The organism is Spirosoma oryzae, from assembly GCF_003002825.1.
GTDB classification, from domain to species: domain Bacteria; phylum Bacteroidota; class Bacteroidia; order Cytophagales; family Spirosomataceae; genus Spirosoma; species Spirosoma oryzae.
This window is the reverse complement of the sequence record NZ_PVTE01000008.1, coordinates 106,527-131,612: the sequence shown is the minus strand read 5'-3', so window position 1 is coordinate 131,612 and position 25,086 is coordinate 106,527. Positions and strand designations below refer to the sequence as shown.

The following is a 25,086-nucleotide window of genomic DNA, read 5'->3' as shown; positions in this document are numbered from 1 at the left end:
TCTCCTTTTCACCTACACTTGCGCCGGGCCACTGAGCCGGCGGTTACCTTTATGCAACATACTATGCGCTGGTTCGGCCCGGCCGATCCGGTTCCGCTGATGACCCTCCGGCAGGCAGGCTGCACGGGCGTCGTCACGGCTTTACACCAAATTCCGGTCGGCGATGTGTGGTCGGTCGACGCCATTCAGGAACGGATCGCGCTGATTGAAACCGATAATGATCGGTACTGCCCGCTGCACTGGTCCGTGGTCGAAAGTCTGCCGGTGCACGAAGCCATCAAAAAAGGACTGCCCGAGCGCGATCTGTACATCGACAACTACCGGACGTCGCTGCGCAATCTGGCGCAGTGCGGTATCAAGACGGTCTGTTACAACTTCATGCCCGTGCTCGACTGGTCGCGTACCAATCTGTCGTACGAAATGCCGGACGGTTCGCGGGGGTTGCGTTTTGTCTGGGAAGACTTCGCCGTTTTCGATTTGTGCCTGCTGCGCCGGCCCGGTGCCGAAGCGGATTATGACCCAGCGGTCGCTGAAGCGGCCCATCGGCAATACGCGACGATGACCGAGGAAGCGATTACGGGACTAACGAATACGGTGTTGCTGGGGTTGCCCGGTTCGGGAGAAGCCTTCTCGTTCGACTCGTTTCAGGCACGACTGGACGAATACAACGCGATCGGCGACGCGCAACTACGCGAACACCTGTATCATTTCATTCGGGAGGTAGCTCCGCTCGCCCAGGCACTTGGTGTCCGGCTTTGCATCCATCCCGACGATCCACCGATGCCGTTGCTGGGATTGCCACGCGTGGTGAGTACCGAAGCCGATATTGCCCAGTTGTTTGCTGCCTGTGACGTACCTGCCAACGGCCTTACGTTCTGTACTGGTTCGCTGGGGGTTAGGGCTGACAATGACCTGGCGGGCATGGCGGAACGTTTCGGGTCGCGCATCCATTTCGTCCACCTTCGCGCAACCAAGCGTGAACCGGTCAATCTGCCTGGTGCCCTGACCTTCCACGAAGCTGACCATCTGACGGGCGACGTCGATATGTACGCGGTTGTACGGGCGCTGGTTCGCGAAGAGTTACGCCGGGCTGAGACTGGCGAAGAACTAACCGACATACCGATGCGCCCTGACCACGGCCATCAGATGCTCGACGATTTGACCAAAACAACCTACCCCGGCTATTCAGCCATCGGACGGTTGCGCGGTCTGGCTGAACTCCGGGGTCTGGAGATGGGCATTCGAATGAGTCTATAGCCCAGATATTTAGGTCTGGACTACAAATTAGTTGCTGCTCTTTTTCGTTTTTGTCGTCGTCTTTTTGCTCATGCTGCTTTGTGTCGACATCGAGTTTGTCGTGGCGGCATCGGCGGGGTATGCGCGGGTAGCGCGTGAATCGGTAGTCGTTCCGCTGCCCATGCCGGACGTTCCCTGCGGATCGATACCGGCACCTGTACGTTCAGTCGATTGCGCCGACGACCGGCGACGGTTCATCGTTTTGGTATTGTTGGTGGCACCATTGGCGGGGTAAGCGCGGGTGGCACGCGAGTCTGTGGTAGTGCCGCTACCCATGCCGGAGGTGCCAGTAGGGTCAACACCAGCGCCCGTGCGGGTCTGCGTCGAATTTGGTGTCGAGTTAGTTGTTTGTGCCTGCGCACTTACGGCAGCCGCACCGATGAGCAGGGCCGTCGCTACTAATACAGTTTTCATACGTCGATTTGTTACGAGTGTCAGTGTCGATACTCGCTAACGTAACTCGCCGTTTCCACAAAAGTTTGGGGGCTAAGTCAGCGACATGCTACTTGTGCCCAGTCGTAAACTACTCATAGTGAGGGAGGTTGTAGGGGGGCAGTGTCAGGGAACCGGCTGCTGTTGCTACTGACCGGTTAGTGGCTTGTCATGACAAAGCAGGCGCGCTGAAGCACATTTTTTAATTCTTCGAAACGGGGTGGTTTTGTCAGGTACGCATCCATTCCCGCATCAAGACACTGTTGCTGATTTTCCTGGAGCGCGTTAGCCGTCAGGGCCACAATCCAGGGTTGCCGAACAGGCTGTTGCCGGATGAGCCGCGTGGCTTCCAGGCCATCCATTTCCGGCATTTGCATATCCATCAGAATCAGGTCGTACTGCTCCGGTGAGCTATCGACGGCTTCCCGGCCATTGTGTACGACGGAAGGCGTGTAGCCTAACTTGCCCAGCGCCAGCACCAGCATTTTTTCGTTGATCGGATTGTCTTCCGCAATCAGGATACGTAGGGGGTAATCGAGGGCAAACTGTTTTGTAAATAGCGGTAGGGGGGCTGGTGGTGGCGGGGGGGGGACAGAGGGGTACAGTAATTTCATCACCGCCTTCTCCAGCAGATGTCGGCGGACAGGGCGGGTTAGTATAGCATCGAACAGATCGGAAGGAATCTGACTACGATCGTCGCCCTTGGCCGTGAGTAGTATGGTTGGAACAAGGCCATGCTGGGATCGAATTCGGCGGGCTAGTTCGATCCCGTCCATACCGGGCATGTGTCGGTCGATAATAATGAGCGAAAACGGTTTCCCCTGCGCCAGGATAGTAAGTGCCTGCTCGCCGGAGTCGGCCAGTTCGGCGGGTACCTTGAATGTATTGAGACACTGCCCGGCAATCAGTCGGCCAGTGGTATTGTCGTCCACGTATAGGAGGCCCCGCCCTGGTTGCGACGGAAAGACGAACGGTTCGCCCGGTGGGTGTGCTACCGTACTGGGTTGGGTATTGATCGTCAAGGAGAACGTCGTACCTACGTCGACCTGACTCTCTACGCGGATTTGGCCCCCCATCAACTCGACCAGTCGCTGGCTGATGATTAGCCCAAGGCCCGTACCACCGTACTGACGCGTATGCGATGAATCGACCTGCGAGAAGGCTTTAAACAGGCGGTCGAGTTTATTGGCTGGGATACCGATACCTGTGTCGCGGACGGAGAACGCCAGGCGCATCGGCCGGTCATCGGGATGACTAGCCAGGCTGACACGCACCAGGACTTCGCCCTGCTGTGTAAACTTAACGGCATTACCGACCAGATTCATCAGAATCTGCTTCAATCGTAGCCCGTCGCCGATCAGATAGCGGGGCACCTGCGGGTCGATCTGGTACAGCAGATTCAGGTACGGTTGACTTGTTTTGCCGGCGCAAACGTCGAGCACTTCTTCAATGCAGTCCTGTAGGTCGATCTCCCGCGATTCCAGCTCCATATGCCCTGATTCAATTTTGGAGAAGTCGAGGATATCGTTGATGATGCCCATCAGACTCTCGCTGCAACTACGGATCGTGCTGGTGTAGTCGCGCTGTTCGTCGGAAAGGGGCGTGTCGTTCAGTAAAGCTGTCATACCGATAACACCGTTCATAGGCGTCCGGATTTCGTGGCTCATGGTGGCCAGAAACGCGCTTTTCGCCCGGTTGGCCTGATCGGCTTCCTGCCGCGCCTGCTGCTCCTGGCGTGCCTGCTGCTCAAGTTGTTCGTTGAGCGATTTCAGTCGGTTCGCCTGCTCGACCAAGGCGTGCTTCTGATCGGTCACCTCCCGCGTTCGCTCACCAACCTGCCGTCGAAGGATGTCCTGCTGCCGCCGGATCGACTGAATCCGCAAGCGGTAGATACCATATAGCAGCAGCAATAAACCAATCAGGATGAGCAGTCGAAACCACCACGCTTTCCAGAACGGAGGGACGATGTGAATAGCGATGTAGGTGCCTTGTTGATTCCAGATTCCGTCGTTGTTCGATGCTTTCACCCGAAAGACGTAGTCGCCCGGATTCAGGTTGGTATACGTTGCCGTACGGTTGCTACCGGCCTGAACCCAATTGGCGTCGAATCCCTCAAGTTTGTACGCATACTGGTTTTTGGCCGACTGGATGTAGTTCAGGGCCGAAAAGCCAAACGTTAATACCGACTGATTGTACGGTAGTGTCAGGTCGTGGGTCTGGGTGATGGCCTGTTGCAGAACGGAGTTGGTATCCCGCACGTCGACGGGCTTGTTGAGAATTTGCAGGCTGGTTATGTACACCGGGGGGATAAGCCGGTTATACCGAATACTGTCGGGGTAAAAACTGTTCATACCCCGAAGCCCACCGAAATAAAGCCGTCCACTGGTGGTGCGGGCAGACGAGAGCCGGTTGAATGACGAGCTTTGCAGCCCATCATTACGGTCGAAACTACGAATTGCTTTGGTTGATGGATCGAAGACGCTAAGCCCCTTGTTTGTACTCAGCCACAGGCGACCCCGCTTGTCTTCCTGAATACTTTGGATGACTTCGTTGGGTAATCCATCCCGCAAACCGTAGGTGGTGAATGTCTGGTCGGCCGGGTTGAAGCGGCTAAGCCCGCTGCTCGTACCGACCCAAAGCCGGCTTTTTGAATCCCGGTAAAAAACGTTGACGAGGTTGCTGCTCAGGCTGCCGGGCTTGCGCTTGTCGTTGACGTACCGGGCCACAAAGCCCTTGTCTGGCGTAAAGACATACACGCCGTAGCCTTCCGTACCGATCCACAACTGTCCCTGCGGGTCTTCGTGCAGGTCGGTAATGGTTTCAGCCTCGAACGGATACCATTTTGCGGTTTTAGTCGCCGGATTGTAGCGAAGTAATAAGTTGTTGAGCGTACCGATCCAGAGCAGTTTATCCCGGGTTTCCAGAATCGAGCAGATACTGAGCTGAGCTAGGGCGGGGTCGGTGCTGAACCGGTCAGTGCCGGGGTTGTACAGACTGAGTCCCCCTTTGTAATTACCGGTCCAGATGCGCCCTTTCGAGTCCTCTGTTACCGCCATCACATACTCACTACCCAGACTCTGGTAGTCGTCCGGTTGGTGATGATACGCGGTGAAGGTCGATGCCCCTTTGGGTAATTTATTGATGCCACCACCGTCGGTGCCAACCCACACGGTTTCGGCTTTGTCGACCAGAATACTGATTACGTTGTTGTTACTGAGTTGGTTGGACTCGCTGGGTCGGTTCTGGTAGAGCGTAAACTGGGGCGGATTGGTCGACAGCCGATTTACCCCACCTGAGTACGTGCCGACCCACATCGTACTCGTTTTATCCTGATACAGGGAATAGATCGCGCCGTTGTTCAGGCTACCCGACAGGCTCTCGTTGACCGAATAGTAGGTGAACGTGTCGTCGGGATGGCGAACTGTAATGCCGCCATTGCGGGTACCGACCCACAAGTTATGGTGTTGATCTTCGAGCAGCGAAATGACATCCAGATGGCTCAGCTGTTTTGTCGTTCCGTTTGTTTTTCGGTAGTGGGCGAAGCCCGTCTTGTCGGGTAGCAACCGATCGAGACCACCCCCTTCGAGCCCGACCCACAACTGACCCTGACTATCCGCATAGAGCACGTTGATGTTGTCGGTGCTGAGCGAGAGCGGATTACCGGGATTATGTCTGTAATGCGTGAACCGACCGGTTTTCGGATTGAACCGATCCAGCCCTTTGGACGTACCGACCCACAGCGTGCCCTGCTGATCGATGCACAGCGCATTGACCGAGTGATCGCTTAGTGTGGTCGAGTCGGTAAAGTCTCGTTTATACGTGGTAATGGTGTGCTTATCGGGGTGAAATCGGCACAAGCCGCCCCGCCCCGTACCAAGCCACAGATACCCTTGCTTATCCTGGACGATGGCCCGTATCTGGTTGCTGGGTAAACTGGTCGCGTCACCGATATTATGCTGATAGTTGGTGAAGCGTTCCGTGCGGCTGTCAAATTGGCTCAGGCCTCCATTTTCGGTACCCGCCCAAAGCCGCCCCTGCCGGTCCATAAACAGGGCCTGCACGAAGTTATCGCCGATACTGGCCGGGTTTAGCGCGGTATGCCGGTACACCGTGCAGGTATAGCCGTCGAATCTGTTGAGCCCGTCGCGGGTACCGAACCACATAAACCCCTGCCGGTCCTGAAGAATGCTGGTTACATTGTTCTGGGACAGGCCCTGATCCGTTGTCAGGTATGAGAATCGCTGGTTGACAGGCTGGGCAAGGGATGCACTTGCCCAGAAAAGCAATATAAGGGGCCATCGCCGATAGGGAACGAACTGATACGGGCGAAGTCGATAGAGGATGGATGGATAGCCGCCCATAGAGAACTTACGAGCTGTACCTGATGCGTACAAAGTGTAGTGTTTAGACTGCACGGGCAATTAGTTTGCCAATCGAAAAGTACTAATTAAGTTTTAGGGAGAAGAATTCAGGTGTCAACAAGTTACCTGATATCTAAGATACGGTACTGCCCGCGCGCGTACAATCAATCGACGTTATATTGTAAACCTGTCTTTCAGGTTGTTGATCGGTTTTTCGATCAGGTACCAGGACAGCGTAGCGATGGCAACCGTCAACGCCAGATAAAAACTGAATTGAAAACTATACGAGCTGTTCAAAAAGGGCAGCACATCGGTAATCCGTCGCCAGGCCCGAACCGTAAAATGCGTTGGCTGGGTATGGTACACGTTGAACACAAAGTTGTGGTAGAGGTACAGCCCGTAACTGATACGGCCCATGTACTGACTGACCGGGTTTTCCAGTACCCATTTCATCGCACCGTCGAACCCGATCACCGCCCGGCCGATCAGGAAGAACCCGAATATAGAGGCTGCTAAACGCTCCCATACATCAGACATAATATTATGGTATCCTCTAGATGAATTCAACGCTATCCAATAGTTTAACAAACACACACTGATGAATCCAAGTAGTCCTAGCCATACCCAGAGTGAGGATTGAAATAAACCCTCGAACTGGGTTCGTTTATAAAGCCACAGATAGGCCATGAGCATACCCAATCCGAAGGCATCTAAACAAGTTGGCGTTGATACATATCCAATAAACCAGGGGAGCCTGGCCCGGTATAGTGCGTAGCGTAAGATCACGCTTCCCGCTATCATCAGTAGAGACGTGAGTACGATGTACCGGCGAGGTATGAAAAATAACAGTAGCGGTAAGAATAGATAGACCTGCTCCTCAACGGCTAATGACCATAAATGGTCAACGGTGCCCATCCAAGTTGCATGGTAAGCTATGTATAGATTGGTTGCGTATAAGGATAGCCAGCCAAACGTTCGGCGAACTGGAGGCTCATTAACTAGGTAAAGTACAAATAACGTTAGGTAGTAGACTGGGAAAATACGAATCGTACGGCGAATGTAAAAGACTTTCAAGTACTTACCGAGACCACCGCTTGGCTGCTTACTTAGTTTGTCTTTACTCGACAGTAGAATGCGCGTGATCAGAAAACCGCTCAGTACAAAAAAAATGGTGACGCCTAAGGCCCCCAGTGCGCCCACTGGTAGGTCAATATGCTCCATTGTCCAGTGGTCAAACAGTACCAGCCCTACGGCCAGAAACCGAATACCGTCGAGCTGACGGAGGTGGCCCAGTACGGGGCGGGCTGTCATTTGTTGTGTTATCATTACCAGTTTTTACTCGTCGTGTCGGGTGGTGGGCCTGCCGACGTAAGCGTTTTGTTCGTTGGGTAAAGCCGGTACGGTTGGCCGGGGTCTACGATTAGCACGTGCAGGGCGTAGGTGTCTTTCGCCAGTTCGTACCGGGTAAAATCGGCATGGAAACCGGGCTTAAACAATCTGCCCGGCATGAACCGTGCCGATACCGGCGATACAACCGTTTGCCACACCGGAAACAGGTACGTCCGTTTCGCCGACCGGGCAACCACGTAAGCGCCCGCATCAGGGCTACGCGTCGGATCGGCCAGCAGCGATTCGTTGGTAATCCGATAGCCCGCTGCCGACGAATCGACCTGCACGGGTACAACCGATCCCTGAACCGGCCCGAAAAGTACGGATAAAGCGTCGGTGTAAAAAGCCGGTGCCGGTTCCAGGTACTGTCGGGTAACCGAATCAACCTGTTCAACGGGTCGATTTGTCGAATAGCGCCAGTTGAATTGGTTGGTCAGCAGCCAGTGCCGCCACCAGATGGTTTCGTCCAGAAACGATAGATACGACAACCCGCCGACAAGCAGGCCCGCCAGAATGCCCAGCCGCATGGTCCATTGCCCGAGCTGCCCACCAAGCCAGACGACGGCATAGGTGTATAGCAGGGCCAGCAGGGTTAGCGAGTAAGGCTTGTACCGGCTGGTAATCAGCAGGTCAGCGCCAAAGCCTACGCGCGCCCGTGCGACAACGAGTCCGGTAATGAGCAGAAACAACGCCGTGCCCCAGAAGAAGAGCGTCGCTGGTGGCAGTACAGCTCCCGAGGCTATGGCCCGCTTTTTCGGGTGAACAACCAACCATTGAAAACTGCGACCAATCGCCTGCCGATGTGTCAGGCCGGACCAGCCGATTACAACCAGCGCGCCCAGCACCATGAGACCGCCCAGTAGCGTGCACAGCCGTAGGGACGACGTGACGGGAACAATCTGTGCTGTGGCACCCATGAACGCAAACCAGCCACCGAGTAATGTGCCGATGCTTGCCTGCACGTAGGCAATATCGCCCGGTTTGGTAAACCCGATAAAATAGAGTCCGATAGCACCCCCGCTGATCAGTAGCCAGGTTACCAGCGGCCGTCGGGTGCTGTGCGGCTGCGCCAGCCGCAAAAAGAGAATCAACGCCCCGATGGGCCATACCAGCAACCCATTGCCACTCGTCAGCGTAGCCAGTACAGCCAGCCCGATAGCAGTAGTCAATCGATTGGTGTACGACAGGTAATACACGGCACCGACCACCCACAGCATGATCGAGAAATTTTGCAGCGCGGCCATGCCCCAGTACATGTTTTCCCACTGCGACAGGTTGAACAGCAAGCACGCGACGGGAACGGCGTACAACAGCGGTCGGCCTGCCCGGCGCAACACGCTGACGAATACCAGCAGCAGCCCCAGCAGACTCAGGTTGCCCACGACCATCAGGTGTCGGAAATTGAGTTTGCCCGTTAGCTGATAGTCGAGCCAGGCTATGATCCGGTCGTAGGCGATCCGGTGTTCGTTATGCTGCTTGACAAACTGATACAGCTTATTGGACAGGGTAGGGGCCTGATCTGCCAGGAGCAGAAAATGCCGAAGCGCATGGTCATCCCATTTCGGGACATTAACGGCATAGCGCTGCCAGAGTAGCACAAAACCAGCGAGCGGTAAGGCCAGCAAAAGCCCGGCTAGTAGCCGGGCGTATTGAGTTGGTAGCTGTTTACTCATTTCCCGACTCAATTCATACGTGACTGTAGTTGCCGAACAAGGCTAACCTGGGCTTGCCCTGTTGGTTGCGGATGGTATTGCTGATTATAGCTTAGGTTGGCAAGTAGAAACACGACATTGTTATTCCTCTGCCCGATTTGCCCGACAGCGGTTGTAAAATCATTACGCATAGCGTGAACTCGTTAATAAAAACCTGGACGCCTACTCGCCAGCACTGGGTTACGTTTAAAACCACATCGTGTAGTCCGGCGGGTACTAAAAGCGAGTAGCATGCGGTCAAAACTACGGCAATTTCAACGTAGCTACATTTTCAGGATCGTGAATTCTACCCGCCGGTTCAGTTTACGTTTCTCTTCGGTTTCGTTACTGGCCACCGGACGGCTTGGTCCCCAGGCCTTGGTTTGAATACGGGAATCGGGTATACCTTTCTCGATCAGGTAGTTTCGGACGGTCTGCACTCGGTCGGCGGAGAGCTTCATATTGGAGTCCCACTCGCCCTGATTATCGGAGTGCCCTTCAACCATAATTTCCATCGTCGGGTGCGTATTCAGCATCTCGACAACCCGGTCCAGTTCGGCGTCGGCCCCGGTCATCAGTTCGTAATGCCCCTGATCGAACAGGATCTCCCGCATCGTGATGACCTGCCCCGGCTCGATCTTGAGCAGATACAGGTTGCGCTTGATGTCGCGGAAACGCTTGTCTTTGCTCAGGTCGATGACGTCGGTCGGGGCGAAGTACCCTTCTTTGCTTGCCTTGAGCGTGTACTGACTCTGGGTGGGCAAAATCAGTTTGAATGCGCCCGTCTCAGGGTCATAATCGACCTTGGTAATGTCTTTTCGCTGACCAAACAGCTCGGCGACGACCTGGGCTGCCAGCGGCTTTTTGGTTTTGGCGTCGAGGACTTGTCCCGAAATGATTGCCACCGGGTTGGGCTTGATGGCCGGAAACAGTTTCAGCCGAAAAATGTCGTCTTCACCCAGCGAGTTCGAGCGGGAGCTGAGGTAGGCAAAATCACCCGCTGCCGGAATGGTGAAATAGCCATCCCACTCGGGTGTGTTGATGCCCGGCCCCAGGTTTTCGGGTTCGCTCCACTCCGTCCAGGAATCACCGATCCGCCGGGATACGTAGATGTCGCCGTTTCCGTAGCCGGCATGACCCCGCGACGTGAAATAAAGCGTTCGGTTGTCCGATGCCAGGAAAGGTGCGCTCTCGACATCGGCCGTGTTGATCGTGTTGCCCATGTGTACCGGCTCGCTCCAGGTCTTGTCGGGCAGCAGGTGCGTGGCGTACAGATCCCGGTCGCCACGCGTGTCGCGCCGGCGTACCGACAGAATCAGCGTACGCTCATCGGGCGCAACGGCGAGTTCGGTTTCGACCGAATTGTCACTTTCCTTTTCGGGCAGGTTGTAATTGTTCTTGATCGTCAGCCCCGCCGGAAACGACCAGCCCGCTTTGGTCCGGATGGATTTGGAGATGCCGTAGGTCGTGCCGCCGTTGGGTTGGTAGATGTTCAGCAGATAAACCGTTTTGCCATCGGCCGAAATACCGCTAATGGCGTTGTCGCTGGCGTTGTTGATCGGCGGGCCCATGTTGATCGCGTCGCTCCAGCCCGCCGGGGTGCCGTTGCTGCCCGACGATAGCGTTGAATACCAGACATCCTGGTGATCGGGCGAGCCGATATTGGCCTTGTTGAAATTGCGGGTGAAATAGAGGGTCCGGCCATCGGGTGAGATAACAGGGGCCACTTCCTGCCCGGCTGAGTTAACACCCTTGCCCAAATTCTCTTTGACAATATCCTTGGGCGTGTCTTTCGCCAGCCGTACACCGACCGTAATTGGATTTGTATCAGCTGTCAGACCGATGGCGTCGATTTGATTGATGCCCCGGATGGCTCCGCTGTTGATAAAGACCTTGACTTTGGCAACCGTGAGTCCTGCGTCGGGCAGGGCAACATACAGTAGCGGATCGGGGCGGGGCTGGGGCTTCGGATTGGTATACACCGTATGGTCCGTACCCGCTTCGTCGGTAACGACAACCCGCACGACGGCACCCGGATTGACGTTCTCGGCGACTACGACCTGTCGGGCTGGCGTAGGGGTTGAAAAGCCAACCTGAATCCAGTCGTCGGCCGGATTGTCGGCTAGCTGGGGGGCCCAGGCCGTCGGGCTTTCGCCCAGCTGCGGCAGTTTACTCGGACGACCCAGTGCCTGCGATGCCTTGTACTGTTCACCGTACTGCTCACCCCGTTTTTCGGATGAAGCGCCCAGCGCACTACTTGCCCACTGCACGGGTGTCTCGGCTGCCGACTGCGCATACGTACCGACGAAGGGGGCGGTCATTCCAAAAAAGAAAGGAAGAAAAGCAGGCAGAACCCGTCGAGTACGCATTAGCAAAGGCAATGAAATGGTCAGTTTTCGCTATCCGGTTTACGGTTGGTGGGTGGGTATTATTGTCTAAGATACAATTTTGATATTACTCTGTCATCGGACAGGCACCAGAAAGTGACGGTCTCGCTTAATTGGTCAGAACCCGATAACCCCAAGGCTGTAGTGTCATAGAACTGTACGGACGAAGTTCGAGCGACTGATGATCGAAGACGTCGGTGTACATGCCTTCGTAGCCCTCACCCAGCAGCCGGAACGTTTGCGGCTTATCGCTCAGGTTGAGCACCACGGTTACCCGGTCGTTGTCGCGCTGCCGGTGAAAGGCGTAGATCGCAGCATCGTGGTCGGTCGTGATTTTCTGGGCCTTACCACCGGCCAGGCCATTCCAGAGCGCCCGATTGCGGTGCTTCAGCGTCAATAGTGCTTTGAAAAACGGGGCCTTCTCGTAGGTACCCCAGCTGATGCTGTCTTTTTCGAAAAAGGCCAGTCGCTTATCCAGTTTCGATTCCATGCCGTTGTACACCAGCGGCATGCCTTCCAGCGTGCTACTCAGTACGATCATGGCGTCGGCGGCCGGACCGAACGACTCGTTCAGCGTACCGTTCCAACTGTTTTCGTCATGGTTTTGCGTGAAGAGCATCTGATAGTACCAGGCCGGGAATCGCTTCTGATTGGCTTCCCGCAGTGAGTCGATACTGGGGGCTTTGCGGGCTCCCTTAGCAATGGCTTTCATCACGGTATGCATGCTCCAGCCGTAGTTCATGTTGAAGCAGGCTTTGAACTGTTCGGGTTCGTCTTCCCATTCCGACAGCATAAAGACCGTTTTGATCGAGTCGAGTTTGGGCCGTAGCTGCGCCCAGAAGTCGACGGGAACAAAGCCGGCTACGTCGCAGCGATAGCCGTCGACGTCGAACTCGCGCACCCAGTACTGCATGGCGTCGATCATACCGGTGCGCAGGGCCGGATTGTCGTAGTTCAGATCGATCACGTCGGTCCAGTCGGTGGGTTTCCCCGTCTTTGGATCAATGGGCGCGATCATCCGCCCGTTGACGAGTGTATACCAGTCGGGGTGTTCCCGTGTCCAGACATGGTCACGGCCCGTATGGTTGGCCACCCAGTCGAGAATGACGTGCATGCCCAGCGCGTGGGCTCGGTTGACGAGGGCTTTCAGATCGGCGGCCGTGCCGTAATCGGGATTGATCGCTTTATAGTCGGCGACGGCGTAGGGACTGCCGAGCGTTCCTTTCTTGTTCGTCTGGCTGATGGGATAAATCGGCATCAGCCACAGAATATCCACGCCCATCTCTTTCAGACGGGGCAGTTGTTTTTCGACCGCTTTGAACGTTCCCTCTGCCGAAAACTGCCGGGTATTGATCTCGTAAATCGTTGCGTTCTTGGCCCATTCCGGCGCGGGGGGGGCAGGTACTGCTGTGGTATCAGCGGTTTCGTTAACAGCCTTTGTTTGGTCAGTTGACTGTTTCTCTCCGCACCCCGTCAGCAAAAGACAGGCCGTAAGAGCGGTAAGTAGATATGTTCGAATCATACCAGAGATTGGCGTACAAATTAAGAAGAGAAGGTCAGGCGAGCCACGTCTGATCGACGTGTTTCAGATCCCGAATGGCGGCTTCGGGGTTGTCCGCCTTAAACACCGAACTGCCCGCTACCAGCGTATCGGCCCCGGCCCGCAGCAGGGCGGCTGCATTATCGAGCGCCACACCCCCGTCGACTTCGATCCGGGCCGACGAGCCGTTGGCCCGCAGCATCTGTTTCAACTGGGCGATTTTGGTCAGCGTATGCGGAATGAACGACTGTCCGCCGAAACCGGGGTTGACGGACATAATCAGCACGACGTCAAGCTGTTCCAGCACGTTCTCCAGCCCGATGATCGGCGTATGCGGATTGAGGGCGACGCCCGCCTGACAGCCCAGTTCGCGGATGTGCGTCAGCGTGCGGTGCAGGTGTTGACAGGCTTCGTAATGAACGTGAATGATGGCCGCTCCTCCCTTTGCGAACGCATCGAGGTACCGGTCGGGCTGGGTAATCATCAGGTGAACGTCCAGCGGCTTTTTACAAAGCTTGTGCGCCACGTCGAGAAGTGGGAAGCCAAACGAAATGTTGGGTACGAACTCCCCATCCATCACGTCGAAATGCAGGTAATCGGCTTCGCTGCGGTTAATCATCTCCAGTTCCCGGTCGAGATGGGCGAAATCGGCAGCGAGGAGGGAAGGGGCAATTGCAGGAAGCGGCATAGCTCGTTGAAACCAATCGATCTGGAGAATGAGTCACCCTGAACTCGCTCAGAAAAGAAGACGGGTCTGGTTGTCACTGATCGGACCGAAATTTTTTATCCGGTAAAACTAGCTAATTTTTTTGCTCCACCACCGAAACCAACGCAATAATGACCGCTTTGGGAGCCACTTGTTTTTCGTTGTGAACTACTGCGTTTTTACCCGGCATCCGGCTTATTTTGTACTATGAATCCTCAACAGCGCATAAACGACCTGACCGACAGGCTAATCTGGTACAACCACCAGTATTACCAGAACAGCATCTCGGAAGTCGACGATTTCACGTTCGATCAGCAGCTTCAGGAGCTGACCCTGCTCGAAAAACAATACCCCGACCTGCGCCGTCCCGACAGCCCCACACAGCGCGTTGGCGGTACGATCAGTAAAGAATTTGCCACGGTCTATCACCGTTTTCCGATGCTGTCGCTGGGGAATACCTATTCCGAAGCCGAGCTGATCGAGTTCGACAATCGGGTACGGAAAGGCCTGCGCGACGAACCGTACGAATACATCTGCGAACTGAAGTTCGATGGTGTCGCGCTGAGTATGACCTACGAAAATGGTGTACTGGTGCAGGGCGCGACCCGGGGCGACGGCGTTCGGGGCGACGACATCACCGCGAACATTCGGACCATCCGCAGCATGCCGCTCACTGTTCGGACGAGCGACGACCTGCCGGCTCTGTTTGAAGTGCGTGGCGAGGGGTTTCTGCCGTTGGCGGAATTCGAGCGGATCAACAAAGAGCGGGAGGATATCGGCGAGCCGCTGCTGGCCAATCCACGTAATGCTGCGTCGGGTACGTTCAAGCAGCAGGATTCCAGTGCGGTCGCTAAACGTCGGCTCGACTGTTACCTGTATTCGTTTCTGTCGGAACCTAATCCCGACGGTACCGAGCGGTTCCGAACCCACGAAGAAAGTCTGGTCGCGCTGGCACACTGGGGATTCAACGTGTCGCCCACCTGGCGGAAATGCACCACCATCAGTGAGGTGATGGCGTACGTCAACGAATGGGAAACCAAGCGGTTTGATTTGCCGCTGGGAACGGATGGTATCGTGATCAAAGTGAATCGCTACGATCAGCAGCGCGAACTGGGCTACACGGCCAAGAGTCCACGCTGGGCGATTGCGTTCAAATACAAGGCGATGGCTGCCAGCACCACGCTCAATGACATCAGCTACCAGGTTGGCCGGACGGGGGCCGTTACGCCCGTTGCCATGCTGACGCCGGTGTTGCTGGCGGGCACCGTTGTCAAACGGGCGTCGCTGCACAATGCCAACGAAATTCAACGGCTTGGCGTCGAACTGCACGACACGGTGTTCGTGGAGAAAGGCGGAGAGATTATTCCGAAAGTAACGGGTGTCGACCTAAGTAAGCGTACCGGACAAACGGTGCCGATCGTGTACCCGACCCAGTGCCCGGCCTGTGGTACCCCACTGATTCGTCGGGAGGGTGAAGCGCACTTCTACTGCCCAAATGAGAAAGGCTGTCCTCCGCAGCGGCAGGCCCGCTTCGAGCATTTTATTCAGCGCCGGGCAATGAACATCGAAAGCCTGGGTGAGGGGAAAATTCAACTGCTCATCGACCGGAATCTGGTAGAAACACCCGCCGATCTCTACGACCTGACCAACGAGCAACTGCTTGGTCTGGAAAAGGCGTATCCGGCCGAAGACACGGGTAAAGTGCGGGTCGTCAAGTTCGGGCAGAAAACCGTCGACAATATTCTGACGGCCATCGAACGCTCGAAAGCACAGCCATTCGCCAATGTCGTTTTTGCGTTGGGGATTCGCTATGTCGGTAACACGACCGCCGAACGGCTGACCGATTATTTCGGCTCGATGGATGCGCTTATGTCGGCTTCGCTGAAAACCTTGTCGGGTGTGCCGGATGTCGGCCCCCGCATCGCGCAGAGCGTCTCCGAATGGTTTGCCGATCCCGACAATCAGCAGTACGTACAGCGGCTGCGCGCGGCTGGCCTGCAAATGGCCGGTGAGCGTAAAGTGGTGGAAGCGGTGAGCGATACGCTGACGGGCAAGACGTTCCTGTACAGCGGTACGTTCGCCAACTACAGCCGGGAAGAACTCGAAACCCAGATTGCCGCCCACGGGGGTAAACTGCTGAGCGGGGTGTCGAAAAAGCTCAATTACCTGATCGTGGGCGAGAATGCGGGACCGTCGAAAGTGGCGAAAGCGCAACAGCTGAACGTACCCATAATCGGGGAAGATGAGTTTACCGCGATGCTTGGTGAGTAGTGAAAAGCCGGTCGGCGAAAACACCGATGGCTTCACCGGCTGCCGTAACGCTTTCCCGATCAATTCGCGTAACTTTGTCCTAACATTTCGGTTTGCAGCAACATGAATACTCGTTTTCACGGCGTCGGCGTCGCCATCGTAACGCCGTTTACCGCCGACCATGCTATCGATTTTGATGGCTTCGGGCGCGTCATTCGTCACGTCTCGGAGGGGGGCGTTCGATACATCGTTCTTCAGGGAACCACCGGCGAATCGCCCACGGTGACAAAGGCCGAAAAGAAACAGCTGCTGCAATACCTGAAGGAAAACAACCCGAAAAACCTGCCCATCGTCTACGGCGTCGGTGGCAACGTCACCAGTGAGGTCGTAGCCGGGATGAAAGACATCGACTTCGATGGGGTCGATGCCATCCTGTCGGTTTGTCCGTACTACAACAAGCCGGGCAAACGGGGGGTGATCGAGCATTTCACGCGCATCGCCGATGCCTGCCCGGTACCGGTTATTCTGTACAACATTCCGTTCCGCACGGGTATCAACATGACGGCTGAAACGATCTGCGAACTGGCGCAGCACCCGAATATCATCGGGGTGAAGGAAGCGTCCTGCGTGATCGAGCAATGCATGGAAATTGCCCGCGACAAGCCCGACGATTTTCTGCTGATCTCCGGCGACGACGTGCAGGCGGTGCCCATCATCAGCATCGGCGGGGTAGGCGTTATGTCGGTAATCGCCAATGCCTTCCCGGCAAAGTTCTCGGGTTTGATCGATGCCGCCCTGAACGGCGACTTCGCCGTCGCGCAAAAAGAACTGTACCAGTTCCTGCGTATCGATCCGCTACTGTACGAAGAAGGCAATCCCGTCGGTGTGAAAAGCCTGATGCAGACACTGGGCCTGATTTCAAACGAGGTTCGTCTGCCCCTGATGAAAGCTTCCGACGACCTCATCGAGCGTCAGCGCGCCGTGCTACAGCGCGACGGTTTGCTCGAACTCGTGACGCACTAAACTGCGATAGCTCACTAACAGGAACGGCCCGGTATCTCGCAAGATGCCGGGCCGTTCCTGTATTAGTTCGTAAGCGGATTACACGCGGCCACCACCCCCGCCACCAAACAGTTTGGAGACGAGCCAGATGACAACGCCGATACCGACGACAACCAGAATGACGCCCGTCCAGACGCCGGTCTTGAAAATGTCGCCGATAGCCGCACAACTGGTCATCAGTGTCAGCAGCAGCATAAATACAGCGGCCGTGGGGGCAAAACGAAGAAGCGCTTTCATAGACTAGTCAGTTTAGAGTAGAATCAGTGAGTGAACGGTCACCAGTGTGACGGGATGCATTCTAAACCGGCTTCGCTTTGCTTTGTTTGTCCGCCTACTGAGTCAATAGGTCGCTGGCACGCGATTTAGGCCCATTTTTAACCTAAAATAAATACAGCTGTACCGTTCCGACAGCCTGGCTACTGCGCGGAGAACGAGAAGAGCAGCGTTGTGGTATACGAACCTGCGGGTTGTAAGAACGTACTTCCACCGATTGCCCGGTAACGCAGGGGCAGGATCGCACTGAGCAGCGACGTGGCCAGACCCGAGGCCACTGTCTGATTCGTCGTGCGTAGGAAGATTTCCGGGCGCGACCCTAACCCAGTTGCCTGCACGGCAATCGACGAGGCCGGTATCGAATAAGACTGGTAACGAAGGTCATCCAGCGCGCGTACCTGGATAGACCAGGTCAGCCCCAGCGATACGTTGATTTGCAGCGTATTGTGGTTGAGCGTCACGCCGTTGGTATAGTCGCTGACGGACGACATACCCAACGCCGGACTGCCCAGGATGGTAAGGCCAATCAGGGAGTTCGCGTACTTGGATTCGTCGGGTAGGGAGGGCTGGGCCATCACCGGACCCGCTACGAGCAGCGACAGGATAAGTAACAGGATGCGCCCGTTCATTTCAATACCGTTTCTAGCTCCGCGACTTTCAGTGCCTGACCTGGTCCACTGTCCAGCACGGCTACGATCAGGTATTTGCCCGCCGACAGATTGGGTGGGACATTGGTCGTAACCCGAAAGGCCTCGTCGGGCATGGTATTGACGGGAACGGCTTCCGTCTTCACTTCTTCCATCGTACTCATGTTCAGGTATTCCATACGCAACTGACTCTCCAGGAGGGCTTTGCCGGTATTGTGAATCTTGACGTTAACCTGGTAGGGGCGGGTTGCCTGCGTAAGGCTCATACCGGTTATGGCAACCTCCGGCTCCGTATGGTCAGTGGGCAGCACATAGACATGCACGCCAATCTGCGCCTTGATGATAAACTGCGACGTACCCTTCTGCCGGGCTACTTCCTGTTCGTTCGATTGTGTCAGCAGCAGCATCGCGTTCTGAATGGCATTGGTCGGAGCCTGCTGATTGGGAATCAGCGACACCAGTACGTCCCGCTTTTCGCCGGGGGCCAGCTCAATTACGTCAGGGATAACCTTGAACAGCGAGCAGCCTGACGTCGGCAACGTACCGGGCGGGTAATACACTTTCTCGCCTACCGAATCCCGTCGCCAGTCGGCGCAGGTTGCCTGTAGCACCAGCCGCGTGTCCATCGGGTTCGTTATGTGTAGTCTGAGCGGCTGATTGTCAGCACTGGCCCGATTAAAATACAGTTTAGCCGGCGATACCTGAAAACCAATCTGTGCCTGACTAAGCAAGGGCTCGGCCAGGCACAGCATCAGCAACAGTCGCCAGCTCATGGAGCGGGAGAACGGTTGAGTCATGGGAAACGATTAGTGAGCGGAAATTGAGTACGTCAGTGTGGCTACATAGGCGCCCCCTTTCACATAAAACGCCGACTTATCACCCGATGTCGAATATTTCACATCGTAGACCTTCGCCATGGCACTAGGGGCGTTGGAAATCAGTACCTGATCGGCCGCCGATAGATTCAGCGCGTTGGTGTACGTCGACGTGAGCGTCGGGGCTGCCTGTACGGCAATGCTGCTGATGGGAATGCTGCTACCCGCTGCCGTCAACAGCCCTTGCAGGTCACCATCTGATTTCACCTTGATGTCGTACGGCCGGTTACTACTGGCTACCAACTGAGCCGGGGCGGTAAAGCCGGAGCCATTCTGAAACTCGGTGAGCGAACCCATCGAGATCGGAACGGCTGGTACGGCGACAACTAAAGCCAGCACGTCAACGACGGTCACCGTAACAACGGTATTGCCACTCGTTAGCTGAGCATTCGCTGACGTAGCATTTAAGCAAAAGCCAAGCGCTAAAAACAACACGGTGGAGGTAATTGTTTTAAAAGAAGTTTTCATAAGATACTCTAATAAAAAAATAGGTTACAATTAATATTTACAACTGATAAATACTATACAATTGCCTTACCAGAATAGAATATTTGGTTTATAAAAAATTGTGTTTTTAGTAAACGATACGATCTACTACCTAGAAATTATCCTTATTGACTCATTCTCAATTATTTATCTATATTATGAAAATATATTCATTTATTAAGTGGTTCACAGTGAATAGATTGACTTAGAACCGATGGTGTAATACTTGTTGGCCTATCTGACGCATACGAGAGTAATGGTGAGTAATTAGGCTGTAACTGTATGGTAACCTATATTAGATTTTTCGTCTATTTAATTACGTTTGTAACTTATTCTTTTTCGAGTGTTGCGCAATCAATTTCAGCATCGTTCTGGCGCGATACAGTGGTGGTCAATACAGGAGCTACGTTTATTAATAGGCTGGCTGTAACGAACACAACTAATCAGCCGCAGGACGTAAAAATAACGGTTGATATACCTGCATCGATCGACATGCTGGCGGCCGTGCCGACTCACCTGCATCTGTCACCCGGCGAGACGATGCGCATGCCCATAAAGGGGCTGGTGCACCGTCAGATTACAGCCGCCAACATACCCGTTTACCTCCGGTTGACCGATGATGCCGGCAAACCGATACAATCGGTAACGTTTCAGGTGATGGTTAAGGGCAGTGTTGTCGCTCCCGCCAGTCTGACTATCCCGCAGGAAACGATTTTGCTGTACAATGCTGGTGAGCCGGCCCGGTTACCCTTGCAGATAACCCACAATCGAGCGGATACCAGTACGTATACTATTGAAGTAGCTGCGCTGCCGCAGGGAATCAACCCGACTATCTTTCCGATGACCATCCGGTTGAAGCCCCGGCAGGACACGACAATCGTCGTAACGGCGGTGCCTATCCGGCAATGGGCTGTTGATACGCCCTATCAGCTGCTGGTTACGTTAAAAAACCGGCAGCAGTCGGTGGTGGGTAGTGCGGGGTGTAAGCTGGTCGTTGCTGTCACCAATAAAGCGTACCAGAATGGACTGGTACCAGTCAATACCGGTTACGGGGCCAGCGTTGCGCTTACCCGGTTCAGTACGAATCAGTGGGCGCGCGAAACGCGGGTCTGGGGTACCGATTCCATCGGGAAAGCCCGACTCGACATGCATATTCACTACCTCGACTACGGAGCCGATCATTTGCATCAGCTGCAAAATTCGTACATCGCCCTCACGACTGCCCGGACGGCGTTCCGGCTGGGAAGTATTTACGATTTTCATGAATTACCACTCTTCGGGCGGGGGCTGAAACTAAGTACGGGCCAAACCGACCGGATGTGGACGTTCTGGGCGGTGAACGCCAATCAGAACTGGCTAAGCGATGCTGCGAATACTTGGCGGGGGAACATTTATTCGGCCCGGTACGACTACCAATTGAACCAATTGCCGGGCGCTGCCTTATCGCTGAGTACCAGTTACTACACGCTGGCCGACGTGCAGCGGGCGGGTTACCTCACGTTCGCGTCGTTCCGATATAACCGCACCGACCGACACTCGCTACAACTGATGGGCGCGCAGAGTGTCGAGTTTGCCCGGCACAGCAGCCCGTCAGCGCGGGTAACGGGCTGGGCGGGTCAATTGAACTATACCTACCAGCGGGAGACCTTTAGCTGGCAAGTACGTTCGTACCGCAGTAGTCCTGTCTATGCCGGTTTGCAGCGGGGGGCCACCATCCTGTATAGCCAACTGTTCTGGCAACCGGCTCCGGTTACGACATTGCTGGCCCGAATCAACCAGTTTCAGTACGACCGTATTACGTTTACGTCCCCCGTCGATCAGGTGCGGCATCAGTTTGGAAACACGGTAGCTGAGTTGAGTGTAAGTCATCGGATTGGCTCGCTAACCCTGAGTGCCCGGCCGTACTGGTTTTCGCAGCGCGACAAAGCCAACCCGATCAGTCAGCGCGCCGATGCCTACCGGATTGCGCCAGGCATCGCTTACCGCCGGCGTACCGATCAGTTCCTCGAATTGAGTTACGATGTCGGTCGGTTTTACGGAAACGTAGATACTTGGGCTTCGGACGGAATCATGAGTCAGCGGATAGTCTCGACGCTGGGCATTGGCCGATTCAACGTGTGGGGGTATTGGCAGAAAGGCCCTTTTTACCTGTTCGACCTGCAAACGACCTATCCGGGGCTGATTACGACCACCTCACTAACGCCGACGGTTTCGTTTGCGCTGCTGAACGGTCGGCTTGGTGGCTCGGTGGGTATCAACTACCTCTACGATGCGACATCGATGGCGGCCCGGTACACGGCGGTGGGTCGCGTGCAGTATGACGTTACCCCGAACCTGTCGGTGCATCTGTCGGGTAACGGAACGCCCTACAGCCAGCAGCCGGAGTTCGCCTACAGCCAGTACCGCATGGAGGTGATGCAGCGGTTCGGCCAATTAGGGGCGAAGCGCCACGGTCGGCTACAGCTAAGTTTTTTTGAAGATACCAACGGGAACGGCAGTCGCGATGCGGATGAACGATGGGTGGATAGCCTACTCGTTCGAATTAATGACAACGTGCTGTTCACCAACGCCAACGGCCGGGTCGTGTACCGCAACGTACCACCGGGTACGTACGCGATCTCGGCCATCAGCACCGGTCGGTTGGGTGATCCAGTATTATACCAGGAACAACTAACCATCGCGCGGTCCGTCGACAAGGTGATTCCGTTGCCACGCACGTTTCGACTGGCCGGGCAACTGCGGTGCCAGAATAGCCTGTACGACCGTCAGCCCTGCCAGTTCAGTCGGTTCAGCCTCGACGTACGACGCGGTCAGCAATCGATTGCGGCTATCGCGCCACGCACCGATGGCACGTTTTCGATGCATTTGTCGCCGGGAACGTATACGGTGCAGCTTAACGATTACGGCCGTCAGCCGCATGCCACGGTAAAAACGGTATCGTTCGTCTTAAGCAATACGGGTCAGTATCCCGACATGAACTGGACCGTCGACGGGGCAACCCGGCCCGTTGAGATCAAACGATTTACGGCAAACTGACAGGCCCCGGCGACCCGATACAGCATCGGGTCGCCGGGGCCTGTCGAAACACTACATTTTGTTAGTTCACCATGAACACGGCATTGCCGAACAGCAGCTTGCCGCTGTACCAGAAGCCTCGGAACAGTGGATCATCGGCCAGGTAAACCACGTTGCCACGGCCGAAGCTCTGTACGCCCATCAGCAGCGTATTTTTCAGTTTGTTCTTCGCGTTGCGCCCCGCAAAACCGGCCACGTAGTTATCGTTCTTGAGGTAGCCAACGTTCCAGCCGTCTTTCAGGAAATCGAAGTTGTAGGCGTTCTGAACGAGCGTGTAATAGCCATTCCCCAGGCCAAAACCCAACGGGTGCGTGGCATCGACGTTGACGCGGTAGATACTGCCCGGTGTTTCGTCGGAGATGGCAACGCGTTCGCGGTCGCCGTAGATTTTCAGCGAGTCGGTCACGACAGCTTTACGGTCTTTAGCCGTGTCGGTACTGCCGGCCTTTTCTTTTAGGTCGAACCCATCTTTGCCAGCCAGGAACGAAGCCGCCCGCTCCATTGCAATCAGCTTGCCGCCCGACCGAATCCAGTCTTTCAGCTGTGTCAGTACACGATCGGTCAGGAAGCGGCCATAGTTGTAATTCGTCGGCAGCACCAGCACGTCGAAGCGGCTCCAGTCGATATTTCCCAGGCTATTGCCATCGAGCATCGTGACCGGGTAGTTCAGTTCCTGATCGAAGAAATGCCACACTTCACCCACGGCCGGCGGCTGACTGCCTTCGCCCGCCACGACCGCCACACGGGGCGCTTTCAGGCCCGTGACGAAGTCGGAACCGAAGTCTGACCCCTTGGCTACAAAACCGGACTGTACGGGCGTCATATCGGCTCCTGTGCGCGCTGCTTCGGCCCGGACGATGGCATCGAGCCGCGACCCGAAATGGTCGTTGTTACCCCGCGTTACGATGAGCGTGCCGGTGGGGTAGGTTTTGTTTTCCAGCTCAAAGGCTTTCTCGGCCACCCGAACCCGTACTTTCTGCTTCAACAGCCCGGCCAGCATCTGTACCGATGGCATCGACTGCCAGCGAATGACGTAACCGTATGGCGTACCACTGACGGCGCTTGCCGACGTAGCGGCTGTAGCGGCCGGTGCAGTAGCGGGCGTTAGCCGCGTCGTCAGACCGTAAGTTTGTAAGCCGAACGCGTAAGGCATCGACCAGGCGGTAATGTCGTACGTAGCCGAGTCTTCCAGTGTCGAGTTGGGTTCGAACAGAATTTTGAGCAGCGTCGATTTCGGTTGGTAGGCACTGATGACCATGTCGCCCGCACCCACTGCAACATTCTTCTCGCTCTTGTGATTGGTGTAGTTAAAACCGGCTACCGTCATCGACTTACCGGCATACCCGTACGCAATCTTGTTGTTGTCGAGTAACTGTTGCAACGCCTTCAGCCGGCCGGGATCAGTCCCCGCTTTAACGACATAACTCTTGTAGGGGCCAATGGGTGTGGTACGGGCCTTGTCGAAAAACTGACCGAACTCTTTTACCACGTCGGCAGAACGATCGGCAACCGATTCAAGCGTGGCAATGCTCGACGCTACGTGGTGGTCGATTCGTTGCCGCAGCGTCAGCGTATCGCCGTCGGCCCGTTCGATCGCCAGTCCGGCCCGGCCACTACCGCCCTGTTCGTAGGTCATGCCAATGGCTCCGTTGTAGGTCGGGTAGGTATCGCCGTAGCTGGGGTAGAACAGGTCGAAACGTTCACGCGTGTAGTAAAGCCAGCCGTTCTTGTCGAAATACCTACTGCAATACTGCCCGATAATCTGCTGAAACTGGCGCTGGAAGGGCGTAATGTCTTCGTGATAAGGCTTGGCCGAGGGAGCGAAGTAATACGGACTTTCGACGCCCATCTCGTGAAAATCGCCGTGCAGGTGCGGCATCCACTGCTGGTACAGCGCCATGCGTTGCCGGGTTATTTCCTGCGTTTGCCAGGCCCAGTCGCGGTTTGGGTCGAACAGGTAGTGCGTGTAACGACCACCGGGCCAGGGTTCGTTATGCTCGCGGGCCGACGGCGTGGGGTCAGGGCGTTGACCGACCATCTGATTGTACCAGTTTACGTACCGGTCATGTCCGTCGGGGTTCAGGCCGGGGTCGAGTAGTACCACGGCATTGTTCATCACCTTCTGCGTTACGGCGTCCGACAGATTGGTTAGCTGATACAGGACGTCCATGAACGCTTCCGAACTGACGGCTTCGTTGCCGTGGACGTTGTAGCTAAGCCACGCAATGGCGGGTGTCGGACCGGCGGTGGGCTGTCCGTCCAGCATGCCGATTCGTTTCAGGTTGTTTGTCCGGATCTCATCGAGCCGATTGAGATTAGCTTCTGAAGCAATGGCGACGACGACGAGGGGGCGTCCTTCGTACGTTTTACCGTAGGGGATGATCCGTACCCGTTTAGGAAGTTGCCGGGCTACCTGCTCCGCATAAGCGATCACCTCGCGATGTGTAGTGAAATGCTGTCCGACTTTGTAACCCAGGAACTGCTCGGGCGACTGAACGCCGGTAGTTTGTTGCGGAAGGGGCTGGCCGGTGGGCGATGAAGGGGAAGTCTGCGCCTGGGAAATCGTAAGTGTTCCTAGCAGACTTAGCGTCAATAAAATTTTTTTCATGAAAAGGG

16 protein-coding genes are annotated in these 25,086 nt (G+C 55.6%); 4 read left to right on the top strand and 12 right to left on the bottom strand.

Annotated features, from left to right (window positions below; translation table 11 throughout):
• The first annotated feature begins 51 nt into the window (after positions 1–51).
• Positions 52–1,257 (top strand): mannonate dehydratase, encoded by a 1,206-nt coding sequence (uxuA, locus tag CLV58_RS11185; RefSeq protein WP_245882303.1) that lies wholly within the window; start codon positions 52–54, stop codon positions 1,255–1,257.
• A gap of 27 nt (positions 1,258–1,284) precedes the next feature.
• Here uxuA and CLV58_RS11180 read toward each other — a convergent pair whose 3' ends face one another.
• From CLV58_RS11180 to rpe, 7 genes are all read right to left on the bottom strand, one after another.
• Positions 1,285–1,710: a hypothetical protein gene (locus CLV58_RS11180; RefSeq protein WP_106137895.1), complete on the bottom strand. Its 426-nt coding sequence runs from the start codon at positions 1,708–1,710 to the stop codon at positions 1,285–1,287.
• Positions 1,711–1,886: 176 nt separating this feature from the next.
• On the bottom strand, positions 1,887–6,089 hold the full coding sequence (locus CLV58_RS11175) for a hybrid sensor histidine kinase/response regulator (protein ID WP_106137894.1): 4,203 nt from the start codon (positions 6,087–6,089) through the stop codon (positions 1,887–1,889).
• A gap of 174 nt (positions 6,090–6,263) precedes the next feature.
• On the bottom strand, positions 6,264–7,400 hold the full coding sequence (locus CLV58_RS11170) for an acyltransferase family protein (RefSeq protein ID WP_170108691.1): 1,137 nt from the start codon (positions 7,398–7,400) through the stop codon (positions 6,264–6,266).
• Positions 7,401–7,414: 14 nt separating this feature from the next.
• A complete protein-coding gene (locus CLV58_RS11165) occupies positions 7,415–9,151 on the bottom strand; it encodes a hypothetical protein (protein WP_245882302.1) in 1,737 nt (578 codons plus the stop codon).
• Between the two features lie 302 nt (positions 9,152–9,453).
• Positions 9,454–11,490 carry an OmpA family protein gene (locus tag CLV58_RS11160; RefSeq protein ID WP_245882301.1) on the bottom strand — a complete coding sequence of 679 codons (2,037 nt, stop codon included), beginning with the start codon at positions 11,488–11,490 and terminating at the stop codon, positions 9,454–9,456.
• Between the two features lie 175 nt (positions 11,491–11,665).
• Positions 11,666–13,078 carry an alpha-amylase family glycosyl hydrolase gene (locus tag CLV58_RS11155; protein WP_106137891.1) on the bottom strand — a complete coding sequence of 471 codons (1,413 nt, stop codon included), beginning with the start codon at positions 13,076–13,078 and terminating at the stop codon, positions 11,666–11,668.
• A gap of 34 nt (positions 13,079–13,112) precedes the next feature.
• On the bottom strand, positions 13,113–13,784 hold the full coding sequence (rpe, locus tag CLV58_RS11150; protein WP_106137890.1) for a ribulose-phosphate 3-epimerase: 672 nt from the start codon (positions 13,782–13,784) through the stop codon (positions 13,113–13,115).
• A 225-nt stretch (positions 13,785–14,009) separates the two neighbouring features.
• Here rpe and ligA point away from each other — a divergent pair, with 225 nt between their 5' ends.
• Positions 14,010–16,073 carry an NAD-dependent DNA ligase LigA gene (ligA, locus tag CLV58_RS11145; RefSeq protein ID WP_106137889.1) on the top strand — a complete coding sequence of 688 codons (2,064 nt, stop codon included), beginning with the start codon at positions 14,010–14,012 and terminating at the stop codon, positions 16,071–16,073.
• A 102-nt stretch (positions 16,074–16,175) separates the two neighbouring features.
• The gene (dapA, locus tag CLV58_RS11140; protein WP_106137888.1) at positions 16,176–17,075 is read left to right on the top strand and encodes a 4-hydroxy-tetrahydrodipicolinate synthase; all 900 of its coding nucleotides are present in this window, start codon (positions 16,176–16,178) and stop codon (positions 17,073–17,075) included.
• Between the two features lie 78 nt (positions 17,076–17,153).
• Here the strand turns inward: dapA and CLV58_RS11135 are convergent, their stop codons facing one another.
• The 4 genes from CLV58_RS11135 to CLV58_RS11120 form a co-directional block, all read right to left on the bottom strand.
• Positions 17,154–17,351 (bottom strand): hypothetical protein, encoded by a 198-nt coding sequence (locus CLV58_RS11135; protein ID WP_106137887.1) that lies wholly within the window; start codon positions 17,349–17,351, stop codon positions 17,154–17,156.
• A gap of 179 nt (positions 17,352–17,530) precedes the next feature.
• A complete protein-coding gene (locus CLV58_RS11130; protein ID WP_106137886.1) occupies positions 17,531–18,016 on the bottom strand; it encodes a hypothetical protein in 486 nt (161 codons plus the stop codon).
• On the bottom strand, positions 18,013–18,831 hold the full coding sequence (locus CLV58_RS11125) for a hypothetical protein (protein WP_146141414.1): 819 nt from the start codon (positions 18,829–18,831) through the stop codon (positions 18,013–18,015). Before CLV58_RS11125 ends, CLV58_RS11130 begins: the two co-directional genes overlap by 4 nt.
• A gap of 9 nt (positions 18,832–18,840) precedes the next feature.
• Entirely contained in the window at positions 18,841–19,377 is a 537-nt protein-coding gene (locus CLV58_RS11120; protein WP_146141413.1) for a hypothetical protein, read from the bottom strand.
• Positions 19,378–19,779: 402 nt separating this feature from the next.
• Between CLV58_RS11120 and CLV58_RS11115 the strand changes: the two genes are divergently transcribed.
• Positions 19,780–22,431 (top strand): hypothetical protein, encoded by a 2,652-nt coding sequence (locus CLV58_RS11115; protein WP_146141412.1) that lies wholly within the window; start codon positions 19,780–19,782, stop codon positions 22,429–22,431.
• Positions 22,432–22,492: 61 nt separating this feature from the next.
• Here CLV58_RS11115 and CLV58_RS11110 read toward each other — a convergent pair whose 3' ends face one another.
• Complete coding sequence (locus CLV58_RS11110) at positions 22,493–25,078, bottom strand: M14 family metallopeptidase (protein ID WP_106137882.1); 2,586 nt, start codon at positions 25,076–25,078, stop codon at positions 22,493–22,495.
• Between the last annotated feature and the right edge of the window lie 8 nt (positions 25,079–25,086).

Excerpts from the sequence above, each read along its gene's own strand:
- uxuA (WP_245882303.1), top strand. The coding sequence starts at position 52 with ATGCAACATACTATGCGCTGGTTCGGCCCGGCCGATCCGGTTCCGCTG.
- CLV58_RS11180 (WP_106137895.1), bottom strand. The coding sequence starts at position 1,710 with ATGAAAACTGTATTAGTAGCGACGGCCCTGCTCATCGGTGCGGCTGCC.
- CLV58_RS11175 (WP_106137894.1), bottom strand. The coding sequence starts at position 6,089 with ATGGGCGGCTATCCATCCATCCTCTATCGACTTCGCCCGTATCAGTTC.
- CLV58_RS11170 (WP_170108691.1), bottom strand. The coding sequence starts at position 7,400 with ATGACAGCCCGCCCCGTACTGGGCCACCTCCGTCAGCTCGACGGTATT.
- CLV58_RS11165 (WP_245882302.1), bottom strand. The coding sequence starts at position 9,151 with ATGAGTAAACAGCTACCAACTCAATACGCCCGGCTACTAGCCGGGCTT.
- CLV58_RS11160 (WP_245882301.1), bottom strand. The coding sequence starts at position 11,490 with ATGACCGCCCCCTTCGTCGGTACGTATGCGCAGTCGGCAGCCGAGACA.
- CLV58_RS11155 (WP_106137891.1), bottom strand. The coding sequence starts at position 13,078 with ATGATTCGAACATATCTACTTACCGCTCTTACGGCCTGTCTTTTGCTG.
- rpe (WP_106137890.1), bottom strand. The coding sequence starts at position 13,784 with ATGCCGCTTCCTGCAATTGCCCCTTCCCTCCTCGCTGCCGATTTCGCC.
- ligA (WP_106137889.1), top strand. The coding sequence starts at position 14,010 with ATGAATCCTCAACAGCGCATAAACGACCTGACCGACAGGCTAATCTGG.
- dapA (WP_106137888.1), top strand. The coding sequence starts at position 16,176 with ATGAATACTCGTTTTCACGGCGTCGGCGTCGCCATCGTAACGCCGTTT.
- CLV58_RS11135 (WP_106137887.1), bottom strand. The coding sequence starts at position 17,351 with ATGAAAGCGCTTCTTCGTTTTGCCCCCACGGCCGCTGTATTTATGCTG.
- CLV58_RS11130 (WP_106137886.1), bottom strand. The coding sequence starts at position 18,016 with ATGAACGGGCGCATCCTGTTACTTATCCTGTCGCTGCTCGTAGCGGGT.
- CLV58_RS11125 (WP_146141414.1), bottom strand. The coding sequence starts at position 18,831 with ATGACTCAACCGTTCTCCCGCTCCATGAGCTGGCGACTGTTGCTGATG.
- CLV58_RS11120 (WP_146141413.1), bottom strand. The coding sequence starts at position 19,377 with ATGAAAACTTCTTTTAAAACAATTACCTCCACCGTGTTGTTTTTAGCG.
- CLV58_RS11110 (WP_106137882.1), bottom strand. The coding sequence starts at position 25,078 with ATGAAAAAAATTTTATTGACGCTAAGTCTGCTAGGAACACTTACGATT.